Origin of the sequence: Endobacterium cereale (assembly GCF_009617585.1) — a bacterium.
Taxonomy (GTDB): domain Bacteria; phylum Pseudomonadota; class Alphaproteobacteria; order Rhizobiales; family Rhizobiaceae; genus Neorhizobium; species Neorhizobium cereale.
In genome coordinates this window covers 189,074-205,904 of the sequence record NZ_WIXI01000041.1, presented here as the reverse complement: position 1 = coordinate 205,904, position 16,831 = coordinate 189,074, and the positions used below count along the sequence as shown (strand labels likewise).

At 56.4% G+C, this 16,831-nt stretch carries 20 protein-coding genes and 3 pseudogenes; 15 read left to right on the top strand and 8 right to left on the bottom strand.

The window, feature by feature from the left end:
* The first annotated feature begins 108 nt into the window (after positions 1-108).
* Entirely contained in the window at positions 109-834 is a 726-nt protein-coding gene (locus GAO09_RS11245) for a Crp/Fnr family transcriptional regulator (RefSeq protein WP_153354103.1), read from the top strand.
* On the opposite strand, the gene GAO09_RS30520 is transcribed toward GAO09_RS11245, so the two are convergent.
* Positions 806-1,072, bottom strand: coding sequence for a DUF6894 family protein (locus GAO09_RS30520; protein WP_410769440.1), 267 nt, complete (start codon positions 1,070-1,072; stop codon positions 806-808). The genes GAO09_RS11245 and GAO09_RS30520 overlap by 29 nt on opposite strands.
* A gap of 302 nt (positions 1,073-1,374) precedes the next feature.
* Here GAO09_RS30520 and GAO09_RS11240 point away from each other — a divergent pair, with 302 nt between their 5' ends.
* From GAO09_RS11240 to GAO09_RS11230, 3 genes are all read left to right on the top strand, one after another.
* Positions 1,375-1,599 carry a hypothetical protein gene (locus GAO09_RS11240; protein WP_153354102.1) on the top strand — a complete coding sequence of 75 codons (225 nt, stop codon included), beginning with the start codon at positions 1,375-1,377 and terminating at the stop codon, positions 1,597-1,599.
* Positions 1,600-1,760: 161 nt separating this feature from the next.
* Complete coding sequence (locus tag GAO09_RS11235; RefSeq protein ID WP_153354101.1) at positions 1,761-3,194, top strand: sensor histidine kinase; 1,434 nt, start codon at positions 1,761-1,763, stop codon at positions 3,192-3,194.
* Positions 3,195-3,198: 4 nt separating this feature from the next.
* Positions 3,199-3,585, top strand: coding sequence for a response regulator (locus tag GAO09_RS11230; protein ID WP_153354100.1), 387 nt, complete (start codon positions 3,199-3,201; stop codon positions 3,583-3,585).
* Positions 3,586-3,986: 401 nt separating this feature from the next.
* Here GAO09_RS11230 and GAO09_RS11225 read toward each other — a convergent pair whose 3' ends face one another.
* A complete protein-coding gene (locus GAO09_RS11225) occupies positions 3,987-5,018 on the bottom strand; it encodes an IS110 family RNA-guided transposase (protein ID WP_153354099.1) in 1,032 nt (343 codons plus the stop codon).
* A 174-nt stretch (positions 5,019-5,192) separates the two neighbouring features.
* On the opposite strand from GAO09_RS11225, the pseudogene GAO09_RS11220 reads away from it, so the two are divergent.
* From GAO09_RS11220 to GAO09_RS11210, 3 genes and pseudogenes are all read left to right on the top strand, one after another.
* Positions 5,193-5,955 (top strand): annotated as a pseudogene (locus GAO09_RS11220) (IS5 family transposase).
* 430 nt (positions 5,956-6,385) lie between these two features.
* A complete protein-coding gene (locus GAO09_RS11215) occupies positions 6,386-7,399 on the top strand; it encodes an alpha/beta hydrolase (protein WP_338015066.1) in 1,014 nt (337 codons plus the stop codon).
* Positions 7,400-7,418: 19 nt separating this feature from the next.
* On the top strand, positions 7,419-7,868 hold the full coding sequence (locus tag GAO09_RS11210; protein WP_153354097.1) for a ribonuclease H family protein: 450 nt from the start codon (positions 7,419-7,421) through the stop codon (positions 7,866-7,868).
* Positions 7,869-8,017: 149 nt separating this feature from the next.
* On the opposite strand, the gene GAO09_RS11205 is transcribed toward GAO09_RS11210, so the two are convergent.
* Positions 8,018-8,434: a BA14K family protein gene (locus GAO09_RS11205; protein ID WP_153354096.1), complete on the bottom strand. Its 417-nt coding sequence runs from the start codon at positions 8,432-8,434 to the stop codon at positions 8,018-8,020.
* A 145-nt stretch (positions 8,435-8,579) separates the two neighbouring features.
* On the opposite strand from GAO09_RS11205, the gene GAO09_RS11200 reads away from it, so the two are divergent.
* Complete coding sequence (locus GAO09_RS11200; protein ID WP_153354095.1) at positions 8,580-9,236, top strand: hypothetical protein; 657 nt, start codon at positions 8,580-8,582, stop codon at positions 9,234-9,236.
* 145 nt (positions 9,237-9,381) lie between these two features.
* On the opposite strand, the pseudogene GAO09_RS11195 reads toward GAO09_RS11200, so the two are convergent.
* Positions 9,382-10,286, bottom strand: a pseudogene (locus GAO09_RS11195) (nucleotidyltransferase and HEPN domain-containing protein).
* Positions 10,287-10,615: 329 nt separating this feature from the next.
* Between GAO09_RS11195 and GAO09_RS11190 the strand changes: the two are divergent.
* The gene (locus GAO09_RS11190; protein WP_153354094.1) at positions 10,616-10,852 is read left to right on the top strand and encodes a hypothetical protein; all 237 of its coding nucleotides are present in this window, start codon (positions 10,616-10,618) and stop codon (positions 10,850-10,852) included.
* Between the two features lie 405 nt (positions 10,853-11,257).
* Here the strand turns inward: GAO09_RS11190 and GAO09_RS11185 are convergent, their stop codons facing one another.
* Both GAO09_RS11185 and GAO09_RS11180 read right to left on the bottom strand, forming a co-directional pair.
* Positions 11,258-11,767, bottom strand: a complete 510-nt coding sequence (locus GAO09_RS11185) for a hydrolase (RefSeq protein WP_153354093.1) — start codon at positions 11,765-11,767, stop codon at positions 11,258-11,260.
* A 5-nt stretch (positions 11,768-11,772) separates the two neighbouring features.
* On the bottom strand, positions 11,773-12,174 hold the full coding sequence (locus GAO09_RS11180) for a DUF2177 family protein (RefSeq protein ID WP_153354092.1): 402 nt from the start codon (positions 12,172-12,174) through the stop codon (positions 11,773-11,775).
* Positions 12,175-12,426: 252 nt separating this feature from the next.
* Between GAO09_RS11180 and GAO09_RS11175 the strand changes: the two genes are divergently transcribed.
* The 4 genes from GAO09_RS11175 to GAO09_RS30515 all read left to right on the top strand — a co-directional run bounded on the left by GAO09_RS11175 (position 12,427) and on the right by GAO09_RS30515 (position 13,970).
* On the top strand, positions 12,427-12,744 hold the full coding sequence (locus tag GAO09_RS11175) for a PepSY domain-containing protein (protein WP_153354091.1): 318 nt from the start codon (positions 12,427-12,429) through the stop codon (positions 12,742-12,744).
* Between the two features lie 42 nt (positions 12,745-12,786).
* A complete protein-coding gene (locus GAO09_RS11170) occupies positions 12,787-13,398 on the top strand; it encodes a general stress protein (RefSeq protein ID WP_153354090.1) in 612 nt (203 codons plus the stop codon).
* A gap of 163 nt (positions 13,399-13,561) precedes the next feature.
* A complete protein-coding gene (locus GAO09_RS11165) occupies positions 13,562-13,762 on the top strand; it encodes a hypothetical protein (protein ID WP_153354089.1) in 201 nt (66 codons plus the stop codon).
* Positions 13,763-13,844: 82 nt separating this feature from the next.
* Complete coding sequence (locus GAO09_RS30515; RefSeq protein ID WP_153354088.1) at positions 13,845-13,970, top strand: SWIM zinc finger family protein; 126 nt, start codon at positions 13,845-13,847, stop codon at positions 13,968-13,970.
* Between the two features lie 388 nt (positions 13,971-14,358).
* Here the strand turns inward: GAO09_RS30515 and GAO09_RS11155 are convergent, their stop codons facing one another.
* Positions 14,359-14,547: a DNA-binding protein gene (locus tag GAO09_RS11155; RefSeq protein WP_153354087.1), complete on the bottom strand. Its 189-nt coding sequence runs from the start codon at positions 14,545-14,547 to the stop codon at positions 14,359-14,361.
* Between the two features lie 64 nt (positions 14,548-14,611).
* Positions 14,612-14,848, bottom strand: a complete 237-nt coding sequence (locus GAO09_RS11150) for a hypothetical protein (RefSeq protein WP_153354086.1) — start codon at positions 14,846-14,848, stop codon at positions 14,612-14,614.
* Between the two features lie 214 nt (positions 14,849-15,062).
* On the opposite strand from GAO09_RS11150, the gene GAO09_RS11145 reads away from it, so the two are divergent.
* The gene (locus tag GAO09_RS11145) at positions 15,063-15,659 is read left to right on the top strand and encodes an alpha/beta hydrolase (RefSeq protein ID WP_153354085.1); all 597 of its coding nucleotides are present in this window, start codon (positions 15,063-15,065) and stop codon (positions 15,657-15,659) included.
* A gap of 35 nt (positions 15,660-15,694) precedes the next feature.
* Positions 15,695-16,563, top strand: a pseudogene (locus tag GAO09_RS30015) (hypothetical protein).
* The last annotated feature ends 268 nt before the right edge of the window (positions 16,564-16,831 follow it).

Below are 16,831 nucleotides of genomic sequence, written 5' to 3'. Positions count from 1 at the left end.
TTTGTCGGCGCTTGGCGAACGAGCCTTATCTGTCGCATAAGCTTGTGATTACCTCCGTCGTTGGGACCTACGGTATGAGAGCGGGCTCCTTCCCGGCGGGAGGATGCAATGTCTCAGCCTGAACAAAGTACCGTTCGCAACCTCCTGCTCAAGTCACTGAGCGCTGAAGCGTTTGCCTTGCTACAGCCGTCCATGGAGACAGCTGACTTTCCTCTGAGGTTCGAACTCATCGCCCCAGATGTACCGACCACGCACGTCTGGTTCATTGAAAGCGGTCTTGGGTCGGTCGTCGCAACGAGCTCAGACGATGAGGCAGTTGAAGTCGGGCATGTCGGCTTTGAAGGCATGGCGGGAACCCACATTGTCCTCAAGACGGATCGGACACCAAACAAGACCTTCATGCAGGTTGCTGGTCATGGTATCAGCGTCCCGGTGCCAGTGCTCCAACAGGCGATGCAACAGTTTCCCGCGGTCAATGACCTTTGGTTGAATTACGTGCACTGCACGGAACTGCAGCTTGCCCATTCTGCGCTCGCTAACGCCCGATACAACATGCACGAGCGTCTCGCCCGCTGGCTGTTGATGTGCCACGACAGGCTTATCGGCGACGACCTGCCCCTGACACATGAGTTTTTGTCTTTGATGCTTGGTGTTCGTCGCTCCGGCGTGACGAACGAGCTTCATGTCATCGAGGGCATGAAAGCGATTAAGGCCACCCGCGCCAATCTGCGGATCCTGGATCGCGAGAAGCTCGAGGAAATCGCTGGTGGCTGCTACGGGTTGCCTGAACGAGAATACGATCGCCTTATCGGGTTACCGATCCGTCGGCACTGACTACTTCTCTTTGGTTAACGCCTCGGAAAACGGTACGGTTATCTACGGCCCTCTGCTCGTCTAGGATCTGGACTGATCTCCCCGATATATCCCTGCACGTGAGGATAGCCGCACTCATGAGTGCCCGAGCGTCATAAATCGCTTCCTGGCGTGCCAGCTCGACGTTATCAAGCTCTGTTCCTTCCAAGTCCTCGATCAGGGCCCCGTCGGAAACGGTGTTGAAGTAAAACAATGGCATCGCAACGCTCTCAGTGTGGTGGCCTTTCGTTGGCCGGGCGTCATCTTCTTCTAGCCGGTCAAGGCCAGTCGTATTCAAGCCTAAAGCGGATTAGCATCGACAGGTTCCGGCGAGAGATCAACACCCCTCGTGCTTGTGCAGAAGAATTGTGCGGTTTCCGACCATCCGAGATCCAATCGGCAAGCCATGCTAACATGGGCCTCATGGACGCGGAATAAGAACCCGATCGCAACGAGCCTCGATGGAGGTTCGAAAGCCTGTGGCGTCCATTGCCTTGAATCGCAGTAAGGGAGGGCCAGAACATGCTCAACAGTATTGAAATCCTGCCGATCGATGGAAAGTTCGTCGTTCGCATCTACGAAGACGGTGAAAAGACAGAAATTGAGTTCAGTCACGAAGATCATGCGCGCTCGTGGGCGAGTGGCCAGAATCTAAGGCTCGTAAACACTGTTGATCTCGCATCGCATGATCTTGCACAGGCTTACAGCAAGCCGGCCACAATCCACCCTCATGCGACCCATCGCTGACAAGAACTCCGCCTCGTCCGCCATCTGATGGTGCGCATTATAAGTTCTCGTCGAGGCGTTCAATCGTGAGCACCAAACGCGCATCGGGGTTTGAACACGCCGTTTGCCGCCCTAGATTGAGCGAGACTCCTCGTTACCATAGCAGGTGAGATTGGGCGGGAATGGCAGACTATGTATTTGGCGGACAGAACAATTCCGCCAAGGTTATAGACGAGTTTGATTGGTCCCGTACCTCACTTGGTCCGATTGAAACATGGCCAATCTCTCTGCGCACGGTCGTAGACATGATGCTGGCGTCACAGTTTCCTCAGGCCGTCGTCTGGGGCCCCGAACTCATTACTATTCATAATGACGCCTTCGTCCCTATTCTTGGCGACAAAGCCTCTGCAATAGGTCGCTCTTTTAGGGACGTCTGGGCAGAAGCGTGGTCGCTGATCGGCCCTATCGCAGAACGTGCTTATGCCGGCGAATCCACCTTTATCGAAAACTATCCCCTTCTCATCGATCGGCACGGATACGAAGAGCAGACGTATTTCCCGTTCTGCTACAGCCCGCTTAAAGGCGACGACGGTAAGATCGTGGGTATGATCGATACGGTCGTCGAAACGACGGAAACGGTCCTCGGCCAGCAGCGACTGCGTGAAAGCGAGCAGCGATTTCGGGCTTTCACTGCCGCCACCAACGACATGATCTTTCGAATGAGCTCCGATCTGAAGGAGATGCAACAGCTTGACGGGCGACGCTTATCAACCCCTCTGGATCAGCCGAGCATCGACTGGAGAAACGAATACCTTCTCCCCGATGACATGCCTCAGATCGAAGCGGTCATTGCCAAAGCAATCGCTGATAAGAAACCATTCGAATTCGAGCATCGGGTAAGAAGAAAAGAGCGCACGGTAGGCTTCATGCTGTCACGTGCGGTTCCAGTGCTTGATGGCGACGGCGAAGTTACCGAGTGGTTCGGTGCTGCAACCGACATTACCGATCGAAAGACCACAGAGCAGCTGCAGGGCGTTATCAACCGTGAGATGAGCCATCGCTTAAAGAACACGTTGGCCATGGTCCAGGCAATCGCTGTGCAGACATTGCGGCCGGTGCAGGACCGTGAACCTGTCGAAGCGCTAGAGAAGCGAATACAGGCTCTCAGCTCGGCCCATGACATTCTGTTCGACCGATATTGGCAGACTGCGCCCATCAAGTCGCTGATCGCCTCGACGCTGCAACGCCTTGTGCCGAGCGAGCGACTGGATGCAGAGGGGCCAGACATTCAGATTGGGCCCAAAGGCGCGCTCTCGCTTTCGCTAGTGCTGCATGAGCTGGCAACAAACGCCGTCAAATATGGCGCTCTGTCCAATGACGTAGGCAGGGTCAAGCTCTCTTGGCACGTTGACAATCTTGGAGAGGAAAAACACTTTCGCTTTATCTGGAAGGAATGCGACGGCCCCCCCGTAAAGCCGCCATCCCAGAAAGGATTCGGTTCCAAGCTCATTCGCATGGGGTTGATTGGAACAGGTGGAGTAGAAACAAGTTATGAGGCTGACGGGTTTCGAGCCGAGATGACGGCGGGCCTGCATCAGATACAGCATACGGAATAAACCGATGGGACAGTTGAAGCAGCCCAATCGCCAGGCTGTTCTCGTCGTTGAAGACGAACCGCTGCTGCGAATGATGGCAATGGATGTCGTTGAGGACGCGGGCTTCGAACCCGTCGAAGCGCGGGATGCCGATGAGGCAATCAAGATCCTCGAGGCGCGTACAGACATCACCATTGTATTTACGGATGTCGATATACCCGGTTCGATGAATGGATTGAAGCTTGCCGCCGCCATCGGCGACCGATGGCCCCCGATCGAGATAATCATCACCTCGGGGCACTTTCGGCTCAATGATAGCAGTATTCCAGCGCGCACGGTATTTTTCCCAAAGCCCTACGATCATGCGGAAATCGTTGTAACGCTGAGGTGGATGGCCACTCAGTCACCGTAGCCTGGCATGCCTGACGGCGCACAAGTCGGTCGGCTAACACCAGTTGATCTCGGCCAAACTGGTTGCTCCCGAATAAAATTGACTCTCGATCACTTTAGGCAGTGTCCCCATAAACGTGGTTCATCTTATTGACGGTGTGTGATTCATATGTGGAACGGCCCGGTTAGCAAGGTATTTTCCTCGTAGTTCACCATCGGACGGTGCATTCATATGTTCGGCCTGTTGATGCGGTATTGCCCGCTGGCCACGATGAAGTCCGCAATGTCGATCGCCTAATCAATCTCACGCGCTCCACGGCGCCCTGAATCACACGGTCTGATCGATATTGAGGTTGCGTTCCGTTGGTTCATCACGCTGTTGTACCTTGCCGCTATCCCGACGCCTGTCGCCGAGAATTCTGTCTATGCCTTCGTCATGATAGTTGGAGCCTGATAAGTCCCTCCTTTGACAAGAAGCGCCCATATTGTACGCGCTATCTTGTTAGCCAGCGCTACCGCAGCGACCTTATAGGGTCTCCGCTCCAGCACAGAGGCGATCCAGGCTGGTAGTTTCGCGCCTCTTCGGGCCTGCTTCAGGATTGAAGTCGCGCCAACGACTAACAAAGTCCTCAACTGCTTGTTGCCACGTTTCGATATTTTACCAAGCCGCTCTTTTCCTCCACTAGAGTTCGCCCGCGGTGTAATGCCGATCCAGGCGGCCAAATCACGCCCGGTCCGAAAGCCAGCGGGATCTGGAACTGAAGCGCGGACAGTCGCTGCAATGATGGGCCCGACGCCGGGAATCGTTGTCAGACGGCGCGCGGCATCATCAGCCTTCACTGCGGTGACAATCTTGCAATCGAGCTTTTCGATCCTCTCGGTCAGGATTTCGATTTGCTCAGCCATTTCCAGAAGCGCCGCCCGAGCTGAAGGGGGAAGTCGATGATCTTCTTCGTCACGTACTATGACAACGAGCTTGGCGATGCTGGGCATCCCGGTTGCGGCAATGATGCCAAGTTCGGCCATGTGGGAGCGCATGGCATTTGACATCTGGCTGCGCTGCCGAACAAGCAACTCTCGTGTCTTCAAAACCATTCCTGCAGATTGTTCTTCTGCGGATTTAACAGGTACGAAGCGCATTGTTGGACGCGTTACCGCCTCACATATGGCCTCTGCGTCTGCGGCGTCCGTTTTATTCCTTTTCACGTAAGCTTTCACATAGGCAGGCGGCATCAGACGGACCGTATGACCGAATTCTCCAATCGCGTTGGCCCAATAGTGGGCAGTACCACAAGCTTCGATACCGATCAGGCAAGGCTCGAGGGAGCGGAAAAAATCAAGCACCTGCGAACGCCTCAACGAACGGCGAACTGCGACTTTTCCATCTCCGGTTACGGCATGGACCTGAAAGATCGACTTGGCTAAATCAAAACCGATTGTGGTAATCTTCTCCATGGAACGGTTCCTTCAAAAGTGTGGTGATTGGCGTCCCCACAATAGGCATCCTTGATGCCGGTTCGAAGGGCCGTTCCACACCAAGTGTGGTGATTGGCGTCCCCACAATAGGCATCCTTGATGCCGGTTCGAAGGGCCGTTCCACACCATCAATCTCCGTGGAGGGAGATTGCCATGCGCCGTCACGAACTGAGCGACGAAGAATGGGCTATCATCGCACCTCTTTTGCCGAACAATAGCCGTGGAATTGAACGTGTCGACGGCCGCCGGGTGATCAACGGCATTCTTTGGCGTTTCAGAACTGGTTCGTTCTGGCGAGATGTGCAGGAGCGTTATGGTCCACGCACGACGCTTTACAATCGGTCCTCCCGTCGGCGCCATGCCGGGGTTTGGGATCGTCTTCTGGACACCATTACGATGGAGACATCGTGATGATCGACAGTTCTTGTGTTGGCGTTCACCAGCATGGTGCCAACGCTAAAAAGGGGGCTCTGCCGATCCTTGCATGGGCCGTTCTCGCGGCGGCCTGCCGACAAAAAATCATGCTCTTGTCGATGCAGATGGCAGACCGCGTTGGCTGGAACTCACCGCAGGCCAAGCCGCCGAGGCATTCATGGGTGAAAAGCTGTTGAGCGACCTGCAGCCCGGAGCGACGATCCTTGCCGACAAGGCGTACGACACCGATGCAATTCGTAACCTTGCCAAGCAACGCAAATGCTGGGCGAATATCCCTGCAAAGGCTAATAGAAAGCAGACATTCAGCTTCATCCGCTGGGGCTACCGTCAGCGCAATCTCGTGGAACGGTTCTTCTACCGTATCAAGCACATGCGGGGCCTAGCGACGCGACACGACCGACGTACCGACAACTATCACGCCGCCCTCAAGATTGCAGCGACGAGGATATGGATTGCCTCAGCTAATGAGCCCGCGTCCTAATGACGTGCTTTTTGATCTAGGTTGAGTTGCGTCACCCCAAAGAACTTTGGTGTTCGCCGGACCACGTGTCGGGCCTCCTTGAGCCCGGTGCATCAATGAGACTAGAGCGGCACCAGAGTGTCGGAACAACATCGAAATAATGAGACAGCTTTAATGAACCGTGTGTCGTCAGGTTTTCATCTAGGTTGGAAGGAGCAACGTTTTCTCGGAAAGGATGACCAGTCTGAGTCGGCAAGAGGTTTCGAGGGTGCGAAAGCGGTGGAGATGCCAGCATTATGACGAACTCGCCACTATCCTAAAAACTGATTCCCATTAGGTTGCTGACATCAGAATCACGAGCTCGTTTCCGTTGCGCCGCCTAGTCACGCTTTCCATCGCACTTCTCACTCTGACTTCATGTGCCCGTCCCGGTCCTGAGACTTTGACGATTGTGACACCTGTCGCAACCGCGACGGCCGTTTCTATCCTTGTGGCGACGGACCGCGTCCCCGATCACAGCGGAGCAGGCGCGTACACGGCGGGCAGGGGAGACACATTACGCTATGCGGAAGTTACTGTTTCGATCCCCCCAGGTCACCGCCCTTCTAAGATCGAGTGGCCGACATCCAAGCCAGATCCACGAACCACTTTTGCTGTTGTTGCAAGGCGGGAACTGACGGCGCCGGAGTTTGTAGTCCTGGCTCGCGGTTCCGCAAAGTCTCCCGCTTACGGTCACGCCGGCATATTCGTTCATGGCTACAATTACAGCCATCAGGAGGCCCTGTTCAGGCTTGCACAGATGACGGCGGACTCCAAGGTAGGAGAGCGCGCGATCCTGTTCGATTGGCCTTCGCAGGCAGAGGTGACCGGCTACGTCGCCGACAAGGATTCGGCTGCCTTTGCCCGGGACGACCTGGCCACGGTTCTGTCGAACCTTTCCGTAGGTGGGGTGAGGTCAACCATTCTCGCCCACAGTATGGGGGCTTGGCTTGCCGTGGAATCTGTTCGACAGCTGTCGCTGACTGGAAATACGAAGGCAGTGCGGTCTATTGATCAGATGGTTCTCGCTGCGCCCGACATCGATATAGACCTGTTGCGCAAGCAGTTGTCCGTCACCGGAAAACTTTCGAAACCGATTGTCGTGCTGGCATCCAAGGACGATCTTGCGCTGGCACTTTCAAAACGCCTTGCCGGCTCAGCCGCCACTGCCGGATCTCTCGATATTGACGATCCACGTACGCGAGAGCTCGCGGTCAAGGAGAACATTGAAGTGGTCGATATCTCGAGCATCCCATCACTCAACGGCACCAACCACGATCGATTTGCATCTCTCGCTGCAATTTATCCGCAACTGCGTCAGGGGTTCAGCAATCCGGTTGCCGGGACTGGGGCGCTGGTGCTTAACGGTGTTGGCGGAGCGATCTCGGCGCCTTTCCGGCTGGGCGGTGCGATCCTTGCACAGTGATGCTCGTGACCCCTCAAAGATGCTTCAGATCTATAGCGATGGCTCTTTTAACGCAGCATCGCGAATCGGAGGGTGGGCATTTATTGTCTTCGAAGACGGGGATCAGCTCCATGAGGCGAATGGGTGTGAGCCGGGAATGGACAACAATCGCTTTGAGTTGCTCGCGGTTACGAAAGCTGTGAAGTGGGTCGAGGAAAACGCCAAAAGCAGGGAGGTCTGGCTCTGGACGGATTCATTCCACGTCGTCGAGGGCTGCTATCGGTGGCGCAAAATCTGGCGAAACAACGGGTGGCACCGGATAACTGCCAACGCGCATGCAAGGCGCAGGAGCATTCCAAATGCTCTCCTATGGCAAGAGCTCGACACGCTTCTCATGCATAATGCGAATGTGGAAATCCAATGGTGCAAGGGGCATGCGGAAACACCCGGCAATATCAGGGCTGACATGCTTGCAAGGCAGTTTACGTAACTGATCGTGCCATTCACTCCGCTGAGCGGTCGGTGTGCTCCAGACAGCGCCTATGATCCCGCAACGACCAGGGGCAATGATGGCGATATATAAAGGAGGACAGCCCGCCAAATGGCAGGCTGTCTGTTCCGTGTGGAATTGCGGGATTCTCAGTTATACGGCGAATTGCAGTAGGCCCGAACGCCAGCGCGCGGCACATAGGTATTATCCGATGCGCGATAGGTGCGATAACGGTTCGAGCACCACTGGGCGTGGCTGCTGCCATACGACTGGCGTGGGGCCGCAAGCGCTCCGCCAATGATCGCGCCTGCTGCAAGTCCCCCGATCACAGCGCCGGCACTCGGGCCGCGGTGGTGGCGGCGATGCCGGTAGTAGCCGCGATCGCCACGATGATGGCGCCACTCACGATGGTGACGGCGATGATGGCGATACTGCACCTGTTCAACGTTCTGGATCTGCGGCGCCGATACGGCAGGGACAGGCATCGCAGACGCTGCTCCTAGCGACGTGAAGGTCATCAAGGTGGACAAGGAAATCGCGCTGACAATCTTTGTGATGGTTCTCATGAAGGTCTCCTGAAATCAGGTTCGGGAAACGGGCATTTCACCGATAAGTTCCTTGTCGCCGTTACAAAACAAGCGTGACTGCTAAGCCGTGAACTCGGCGAACTGAAGCTTGTGGAGCTCCCCGAAAGAGCGTAGGCGGACCATCATGAATACGCATGTACTCCGCTCAATTGCTTCGGCGCTCCTCATTTTCGCTACCCTGGTTCTGATCTCAGCATACCCGCTTGCGATCTCACTCCCGACTTGGTGGGGGCATGAAAACCAACCGGTCGAGAATGCTCAAGTCGTGCTTCTTTTCGTCGGGTTGGTCACCTCCTTTTGGTTTTCGTATCGGTCGAGATCCGCGGGGCGATGGTTTGGTCTTGCGGTCGCACCGATCCTTCTGATCGTCATCGGACGGGAGCTGAGCTGGGGCGCCGTTCTCCTTGAACCAACGAGCATGGGGGAGCATGGTCCTCTCTATGCGTCACAATGTCTTTGGTATAAGCCGATGGTGGCCCCAGTCGTAACCGGACTGATTACCCTCTGCATCGCAGTGGTCTCGTTCACGCCCACAGCAAAAGCAGGTATCAGACTTCTCAAGCATCGCCGGATACCGATCTGGTCGCTCATGATCACCCTGACGGCAATGCTGGTATCAACGGCTGCCGAGGGTCACCTGCCGCTCGTGCCTCTCCACTATGTCCTTGAAGGTGGTGTCGCGCAGCTCGTCGAGGAAATCGCCGAACTCAGCGCCTACGCGGCAATGGTTGCCGGGCTCCTATTCATCATGACCGATCTCGACAGCCTAAGCAGGGTCTAAGTTCAAGCGATTACATGACGCTGCGGAAGTGTCGCACTTTCAGTCAGTCGTCTCGCCCTCAAACGGCAAGAATGGGCCGAAGACAAGGGACCATCGTTTGAAGTCGATTTCGACGAAGGCTGACATCCGATGCGGGCGCTTCATTTCAACTGCTTTCCAGTGAAGTAACATGGTCGGTACAGGTTGCCTTTACCAACTCAAGTAGCATGTCGGTCCGCTCTTGAAGCCACAGGAGGGCTTCTTCGCTGATCTCGTAATGCTTGGAGTACCGCGCTTTCACATAGGCTTCGTTGAGCGTGTTGAACCAGGCCCTATCCCTGTGCTGGTCGCGAGGAAACGCGGCGGCCAACCGCCTGTCTTGCTCCTCTGCGAGCGACCTCAGAAACTTAATGTTGTGAGACGGTGGGCCATAATTGGTCAGCGTGAGAAGTACGCAGGAATAGGCCTGCTCGAGTGACTAGTGAAGCTCGAATGCGGCTACCGATACATGACCTTCGGCCAGATAGAACCTTGAGCCTTTCAGGAAGGTGTTTGCAATTGAGAATCTCGCTTCGAGGTGTAATCGCGCAATACGGAGTCGATCCTGCGCTGTCAGAAGTTTGGGCTCAGGGAGTTCCTCGTCATCGAGCTCGTAAAGCACGACGCCTTCCTTGCGGATATCGGAGAAGAAATACTGTCCTTCCTTCAAGTAGGTGTTCACCTCACGGCGCGAATGCACGATGAAGCTGACCGGCGTCTGGATGCCGGGTCGCGGATCAGCCGGTCGGCCGCCTTGTACCAGTATTCGGCAAAGTCGCAGAGCTTGCGATTGTTGACGATGACGAGCAGATCGAAATCCGAGCGGTAGCCTTTCATCGTGAAGGGCTCGTCGACCCAGCCGCCCTTGGCATAGGAGCCGAATAGGATGATCTTCAGGATACGCCCGCGCTTCTTGAACTCGGCCGTGCCATCCTTCAATGCATCCTCGAACTCCTCATGCAGGATCTCCAACGCACGCGAAAGCTCGCGCTGTTTCTGCGGTGGCATGTGGTCGAGCGAGGATTTCATCATCGGTCGGAAGGGTCCTGCAAAGTATGCTCATCATCAACGTTTGGGTTGATATCGCGTCTTCCTGAATGGACGGTTGCTGGTCGGTCCGGGATCGTTGCGATACCGGCGGTATCCAGACGTTATTGGAATCGATTGGCGACTGTCTTGCAACCGGTAAATTTGATAGTGCAGGGCCAACGGCTTGAAATCGTTTGGGCCCGGTTGCCTCTTTCAAGCGGAAGATGGCATGATCGAGTGTGTGAATGGCCACACCCTGCATCCGACTCCGCTGTGTCGAAGCGGGGGGCTATCCGAACCATTGCGGGCATACGTGGATTGCGAGACTGACAATGCGTGCTTTCTTTGAAACGACGTTCGGGCCGAACGAACTGGAGGTTCTGGAAAGTGCCCTGACGCAATGGCGCCAGACCCATTGCGTCAACAAGGATGACCCGGAGAGCGAACTTGCGGCAGCGATCATGATCAGCCTGTTTCGGGAGGGTTACAGATCATTGCCTAATCTTCTCGATGCTGTAGGCAAGCACAAGGGTCTATGTGATCTGACGGCTCCTTCCAGGGAGCTGTGAACGCAGCGGGACGTTTTCGCGGTTCCGGTGCGAAGGTTTGCGAGCCGGCATGTTTCGTCACGTTGTGCAGATGAAAAAGCGGAAACAGGCGCGCAATCGCTGAGACGATCCAGCACGATCCTTGGCCAGCTGGCTCAATTGTCCATTTGCATTGGGCGACCGGGAGCCATAGCGTGTTCCATGCGAAGAAGATTACCAGCAGATGCCGCACTTCGTCTGGACGACTAGGCAAAACTCGGAAGAGTGTTTGCGCAGGTGATCTGCCTCTTTCAGGATGGTATCGACGACGAGCGCGGATTGCTTGCCGCCGCTGAGAAGTGGTTCCGGTAATATTGATCATCCTATCGTCGCGAAATCCTATGATCCCACGCAGTCGCCCCGAGTATTGCACGAGGAAGCCCTGTCTCAAGCGCTCAGGTGCCGAGATTTTCTGGATGTGATGATCTCCGCCACGCGCATGGGCTTCAATCCGCGAGCATCAACGCCGACATCGAACTGTCGAGGAACGGGTTTGAGCCTCCCGTGCGAGTGTCCGTGCAGGTTGATCGACCCTTTGCCCATCTGGTTCCAAGTCCGGAATGCGTAATGACAAAGGATAAGATGGCGACCTTCGTCATGAATTTCTGCGTAGTGCTGGACGCTGGCCCATCCCTTTGAGCGAGTGGTCGTTTCCGGATCATTATTGCCAATGATGAGGTGTTTGCGTCCGTTAAGCTGGCTAAGTAACGCTCCACCGTCTCCAGCTCTGGCCGACATGAAGTCGCCCAGATGCCATACCTCATCATCTTGACCAACCACCTCGTTCCAGTTCCCGACGAGTGCAGCGTCATGCTCAGCTATCGTCGCAAAGGGTCGGCGGTCGATCCTAAGGACACGGGGATCTCCGAAATGCGTATCGCCAGTGAAGAAATTCATGCCGATCAGCCGAATTGACGGACCGCTGCATAACCGCAAGCACTTGCCGCTGCGGTCAGCACCGTTCCCCATACCATGTCAACGATGCTCAGAGTCACTGGCCAACCTTTGAGGGTCGAGAGGTTCGTCATGTCATATGTGCCGTAGGCAGCAAGTCCGAGAAGGGCGCCATATCCTATAGTCGTCCAGAGCGATCCCACTTCCAGGCCTGGGCGCACCGCGAGTACGACGATTGCGGCTGCGAAGAACAGATAGAATATCGCGGCAACCGCGAAATTTGGAGAAGGTAGCATCAGGTCGCCAAGCTGGTCTCGGTAGAAGTTCTTGGCGATCAATCCCAGCCAGACTGCGTCGATCAATAGAAATGAGAGCAGCGTTCCAGCGTATACGATGCCAAGTGTTTTCATCGGGCGAGAAATCCTTGTTGGGCTACTGATGTCGGACTGAACACGGGAATGTCTGCGTTGTTCCCTACCGCGGAAAACCAAGGATCGGATCGGGGACCGCGCTCTCAGCAGTGTGGGCCAAATGCACCGCCGCCACCAACCAGTGGCCAAGCCCGCGGCGACAACCAAATGCATCTTTTGAACGGAACAAAATCAATCGTGGGAGGTTCTCCCAACGCAACCAAACCGGGTGCAGGAATTTGGAGTAAGACTATGAAAAAGATTGCTTTTGGCGTTGCCGCCGCCCTTCTTTCCGCGAGCGCCGCCTTTGCGCAGACCGAAGCCCCGAAGACCTCGCAGACGACACCTGCAGTATCGACTTCGGGTGAGCAGAATCCGGGTGCGCCTGTGGCTGGCAAGAACAGCTTTACTGAAGCTCAGGCGAAATCACGCATCGAGGAAGCCGGTTACACCGACGTATCGGGTCTTAAGCTCGACGATCAGGGCGTTTGGCGCGCGATGGGCTCCAAGGATGGCAAGCACGGCAACGTCGCGCTCGATTTCCAGGGCAACATCACGATGGCTCAGTAAACCAGTTTCGAACAACAAGAACAAAACTACGAGGAAATCCCCATGCGTACGATTACAGGTCTCTACGATTCCTACGACGATGCCCGTGATGCCGTGAAGGCTCTCGAAGATGCGGGTGTTCCGTCCGATCACATCAGCATCATCTCGAACCAGGATGGTAAGGAAGATATCGAAGGGCAGGGTAATAACGCTGCCGAAGGTGCAGGCACTGGCGCTGGTATCGGCGCGGTAGCTGGCGGCGCCGGCGGTCTCCTGACAGGCCTCGGCATCATGGCTATCCCCGGCGTAGGCCCTGTCGTTGCCGCAGGCTGGCTTGCCGCCACCGCTGTTGGCGCTGTTGCCGGCGCTGTCGCTGGTGGTGCTGTCGGCGGTATCGTCGGGGCGATGATCGAATCCGGTGTGAAGGAAGAAGACGCTCACGTTTATGCTGAAGGTGTTCGCCGCGGCGGCGCGGTTGTTGCCGCGAAGGTGGAGGAGGATAAGGTTGCCGCTTCCGAGGCTATCCTTCGCAGCACGCGCTCGGTCGACCTGACTGCTCGCCGCCAGGCCTACACCACAGAAGGTTGGTCGCGTTTCGACGATGCCGCTGATCCCTACACGGCCGATCAGATCGCAGCGGAGCGTGGCCGTTACCGCACTGACCCGCGCGTCTGACATAGACTGACATTGCGAAGCTTGAGGGCCACTCAAAAGAGTGGCCTTTTTGCATCTAACGTCTCTGGAAGTCATCTGCACGGAAGTCGATTGCTCGAAGAGCCGGAACATTGTGACTCCCGTTCTGTTTGCTTTTCAGTGGTCCCGGAAAACGGAGTATTTGATGAAGCACGCTATCGTAGAAGTTTCGGTCACGAGCGCCGACGGAGATCGAGTTCCTGTTGGTCTCATGAATACGCAGCAAGCGCTGTCACTTCCATCTCACATCGACATCGAAGTCTCCCATCCGGCTCACCAGGCTGGCAGCACCGATATCTTCATGGACAGGGCAGCGCTTCAGGATCATGTCGACATCACACCTTGAAGGTACGATCAGTCTGTGACCAGCCAGCTCAGATGAGGCTCGAGATTAGAAGTAGGATGATCGGCCCCATCGCGGCTCGGAAGTGCTCCCATGGAAATGTTCTTGCAATCGTTGGGCCTATCGACCAGTTTCGACGTCGTCTGACCAAATCGATCAGCCCCCATGCCGCCATCGAGGGGCCGTAGAGAATTGTCGCCAGATATCTTGAACATCCACGAGTTCTCGAACTCCTGCGAGGGTGGCATTGCCAAAAAAACCAGCCGCCCAAGGTGCCGATCTTGCGCTTATGCGGACGCTCACCATCTGAAGTGGATCCTCGATTGGAGCCCGAGATGGACGAACTGACCGATACAGCCTATCTAGACGACTTGATAGAAATTCTGCCACCTGAGCCGCGCGCCGACGGATTGGATCTGCGTGCCTGCCTCTGTTGTTGCTTACCGTGCAATGCGTCCGCCATGGATGAGGACGGATGCGGGATCTGCGACCAGTGCCTTGCGCCTTAGAACGGCATCACCTCTGAGACGGGTGCCACGCAACGATTGCCAGTGATAGGGCGACCCGGCCGCGGCACGAGCTTGTGCTCACCAGCCGGATTATTTGAGAACGCCCTCGATGCGCCCGACGTGATTGGCCAAACCTCGGCCTTCCTCGGTCGAAGTGATCTCTTCCACTGTCAGGCCCGTGGCTATCGCAAGATCGTCTAGACTGTAGCCCTTGGCGAGGCGGCGGGAGGTGAGGCTGGTATGAGCTTCTGCATGCTGGGGATTGGAAACGTGATCCATATCGGAATCCTTGGTTGGTGATCGTGAACTCGGAAGGAAAGGGCTGGTTCCGGACAATGCCGGACTAATCCGGCGTGGCCCCGCTGCCGGCTGCAAGCCGGAGTGCCCGAAGCTTGGCACTTTTCTCTTCGCGGTGCCGGCGTTCCTCTTCGGACGCGTCCTGCGCCATCTTGTTCGTATGCTCGAATGCTGCCGCGCGTTCTTCCACGGTCAGAGTCCTGCGGATCCTGGTCACCATGAGGCCATCTTCGTTGTTGGTGAGGGTTTTCTCATAAGTGGTTGGCGAAGCGATCGCTTTCAACGGCATTGCTGCGATGGCAGGAATCCTGCCAGTGCATAGCTTCGCCCTTGTGCGTACGGTCTGCAAGCACCATCTAATCAATGCCGCCCCGCAATCAGCGCAGCCTCCGTAGCGACCTCTCCGTCGCGCGTCGATGTTCGTGCGCGGGGTTTGAGGGTGCTCCCGGCGATGGTCGAGCGCCCTCGGCTTGTCTTTCATCAACCGCAGGATCGGTATGCCAGCACAGGATAGTCTCGTTATCTTCTTCCACGGCATCGGTGCTTCCGGAGCACAGTTGATGCCGCTGGCTACTTCCTGGCGTGCGGCCCTTCCGAATAGCCGTTTCGTCGCTCCGGATGCTCCGTTCACGCATTGGCGGGGACATCAGTGGTTCCGTATCGACGGCAATCCCCTGGCTCCCGAGAGCATCAAGTCAGCCCGCGAGGGGTTCGACCGAACCGTCTCCGAGATCATTCGTCGAGAACGGTTCGAGGCGAGGCTTGACCGTGTCGCTTTCGTCGGGGTCTCACAGGGTGCCATCGTCGCGCTCGATGGGGTTGCATCCGGCCGCTGGCAGGTGGGCGCACTTGTCTCGTTTGCGGGTCTTCTTGCGCTTATGCAGGTTTCATCGCGGAGCAACGAGACTCCTGTCCTTCTGGTGCACGGCAAAGACGACCGGACTATACCACCCGTGGCATCGACGATGGCAGCTAGCCAGCTTGGAGCCGCAGGTTTCCGTGTCGAAGTCGATATCCTTCCCGCCGTTGGGCATACGATCTCGCCGGGCGGTGCGGCAAGAGCGCTCGAATTCCTTGAAAAGTCGCTTGAATGATGGAAACCACTACGTCCGCGGGACGTTCGGCGACAATGGAAAGCAACTCCGAAAAAGCCGAAGGATCCCGAGCGGAACCAGAGACGTTGTCATTCGAATTCGACCGGATGACCGTGGCTCGGTTCCGCGAGGCATTCCCCCGCGCTCGATGGAACGATGCCCTTCAGGCTTGGACCGTGCCCGGAATTACCGCCCGTCACCGCATTGATCGGTGGCTGGAAACCGAAGCTGCTCGAAGGGCTCCTTTCGAGGAGGAACGCGGTCGCGATCCTACGAGTTCGAACCCATTCTCAGCCCATATTTATCCGTCTACGACCGGGGTTTCCGGGTCAGCACGCCCTACTCGAAGACCGTCGTAGATGAACTGAGGCAGATCCCATTCGCGCGATGGAATGGTGACGAGAAGGTTTGGGAGGTTCCATACGCGTCCTACGACGAGCTGCAGCACCGATGGGAGATTATCGAGGAAGCTGCAAAACGAAGCGAGCCGGAAGAGCGACGAAAACGTGCCGAGGCCAGGAAGGGAACTGAGGAGGAAGCGCAAGCGAAGCGTCGATCCACGGAACGTCGCAAGAAGCGACTTCCCGTGCCCAGCGGGGACCTGCCTCCGCCCGATCGTCCTGTCGCGATCATCCAGTACGGGATCGTGGTCTTTACCGAAGTAACAGGCGAACTCGTGGATCTGGATGAGATTGGCGAGTTCTATCCGCACGCCGACGACGAACACGTCTGGGCTACATGGCGCGCGCCGACCATCGATGAACTCGTTCACACGTGGCCCTCACGAACCGAGCCAGGAGAGCACGAGCAGGCGCGCGGCTGGTGGAACCCAACGCAGGAAGAGCTTAGGGAGGCTCGACGAAAAGCGAAAGGTCGACGGCGCGGTAAAGTCCGTGTCGGGTGATTAATCAGTTTCCAGTGTCAAGGGAACGGAGCGCTTGAGAACGAGATATGTCGCTATCCCCACCGTCGGCCTTGTGTTTCTTAATCATCCCATCGATAAAGGCCTTGGCTCGGCTCAGGCATATATCCGGTCCTGCCACCACGGAAACCGTCGGCTTTTCTTCGTCGAATTCGATCACCCGGTTCCTGCCAGGTGGCGTCACGACAGCATAGTGCCAGTTAGGGCTGTAGATGGCGATCCTGTATCTGCGTGTATTCATGAACCGAGC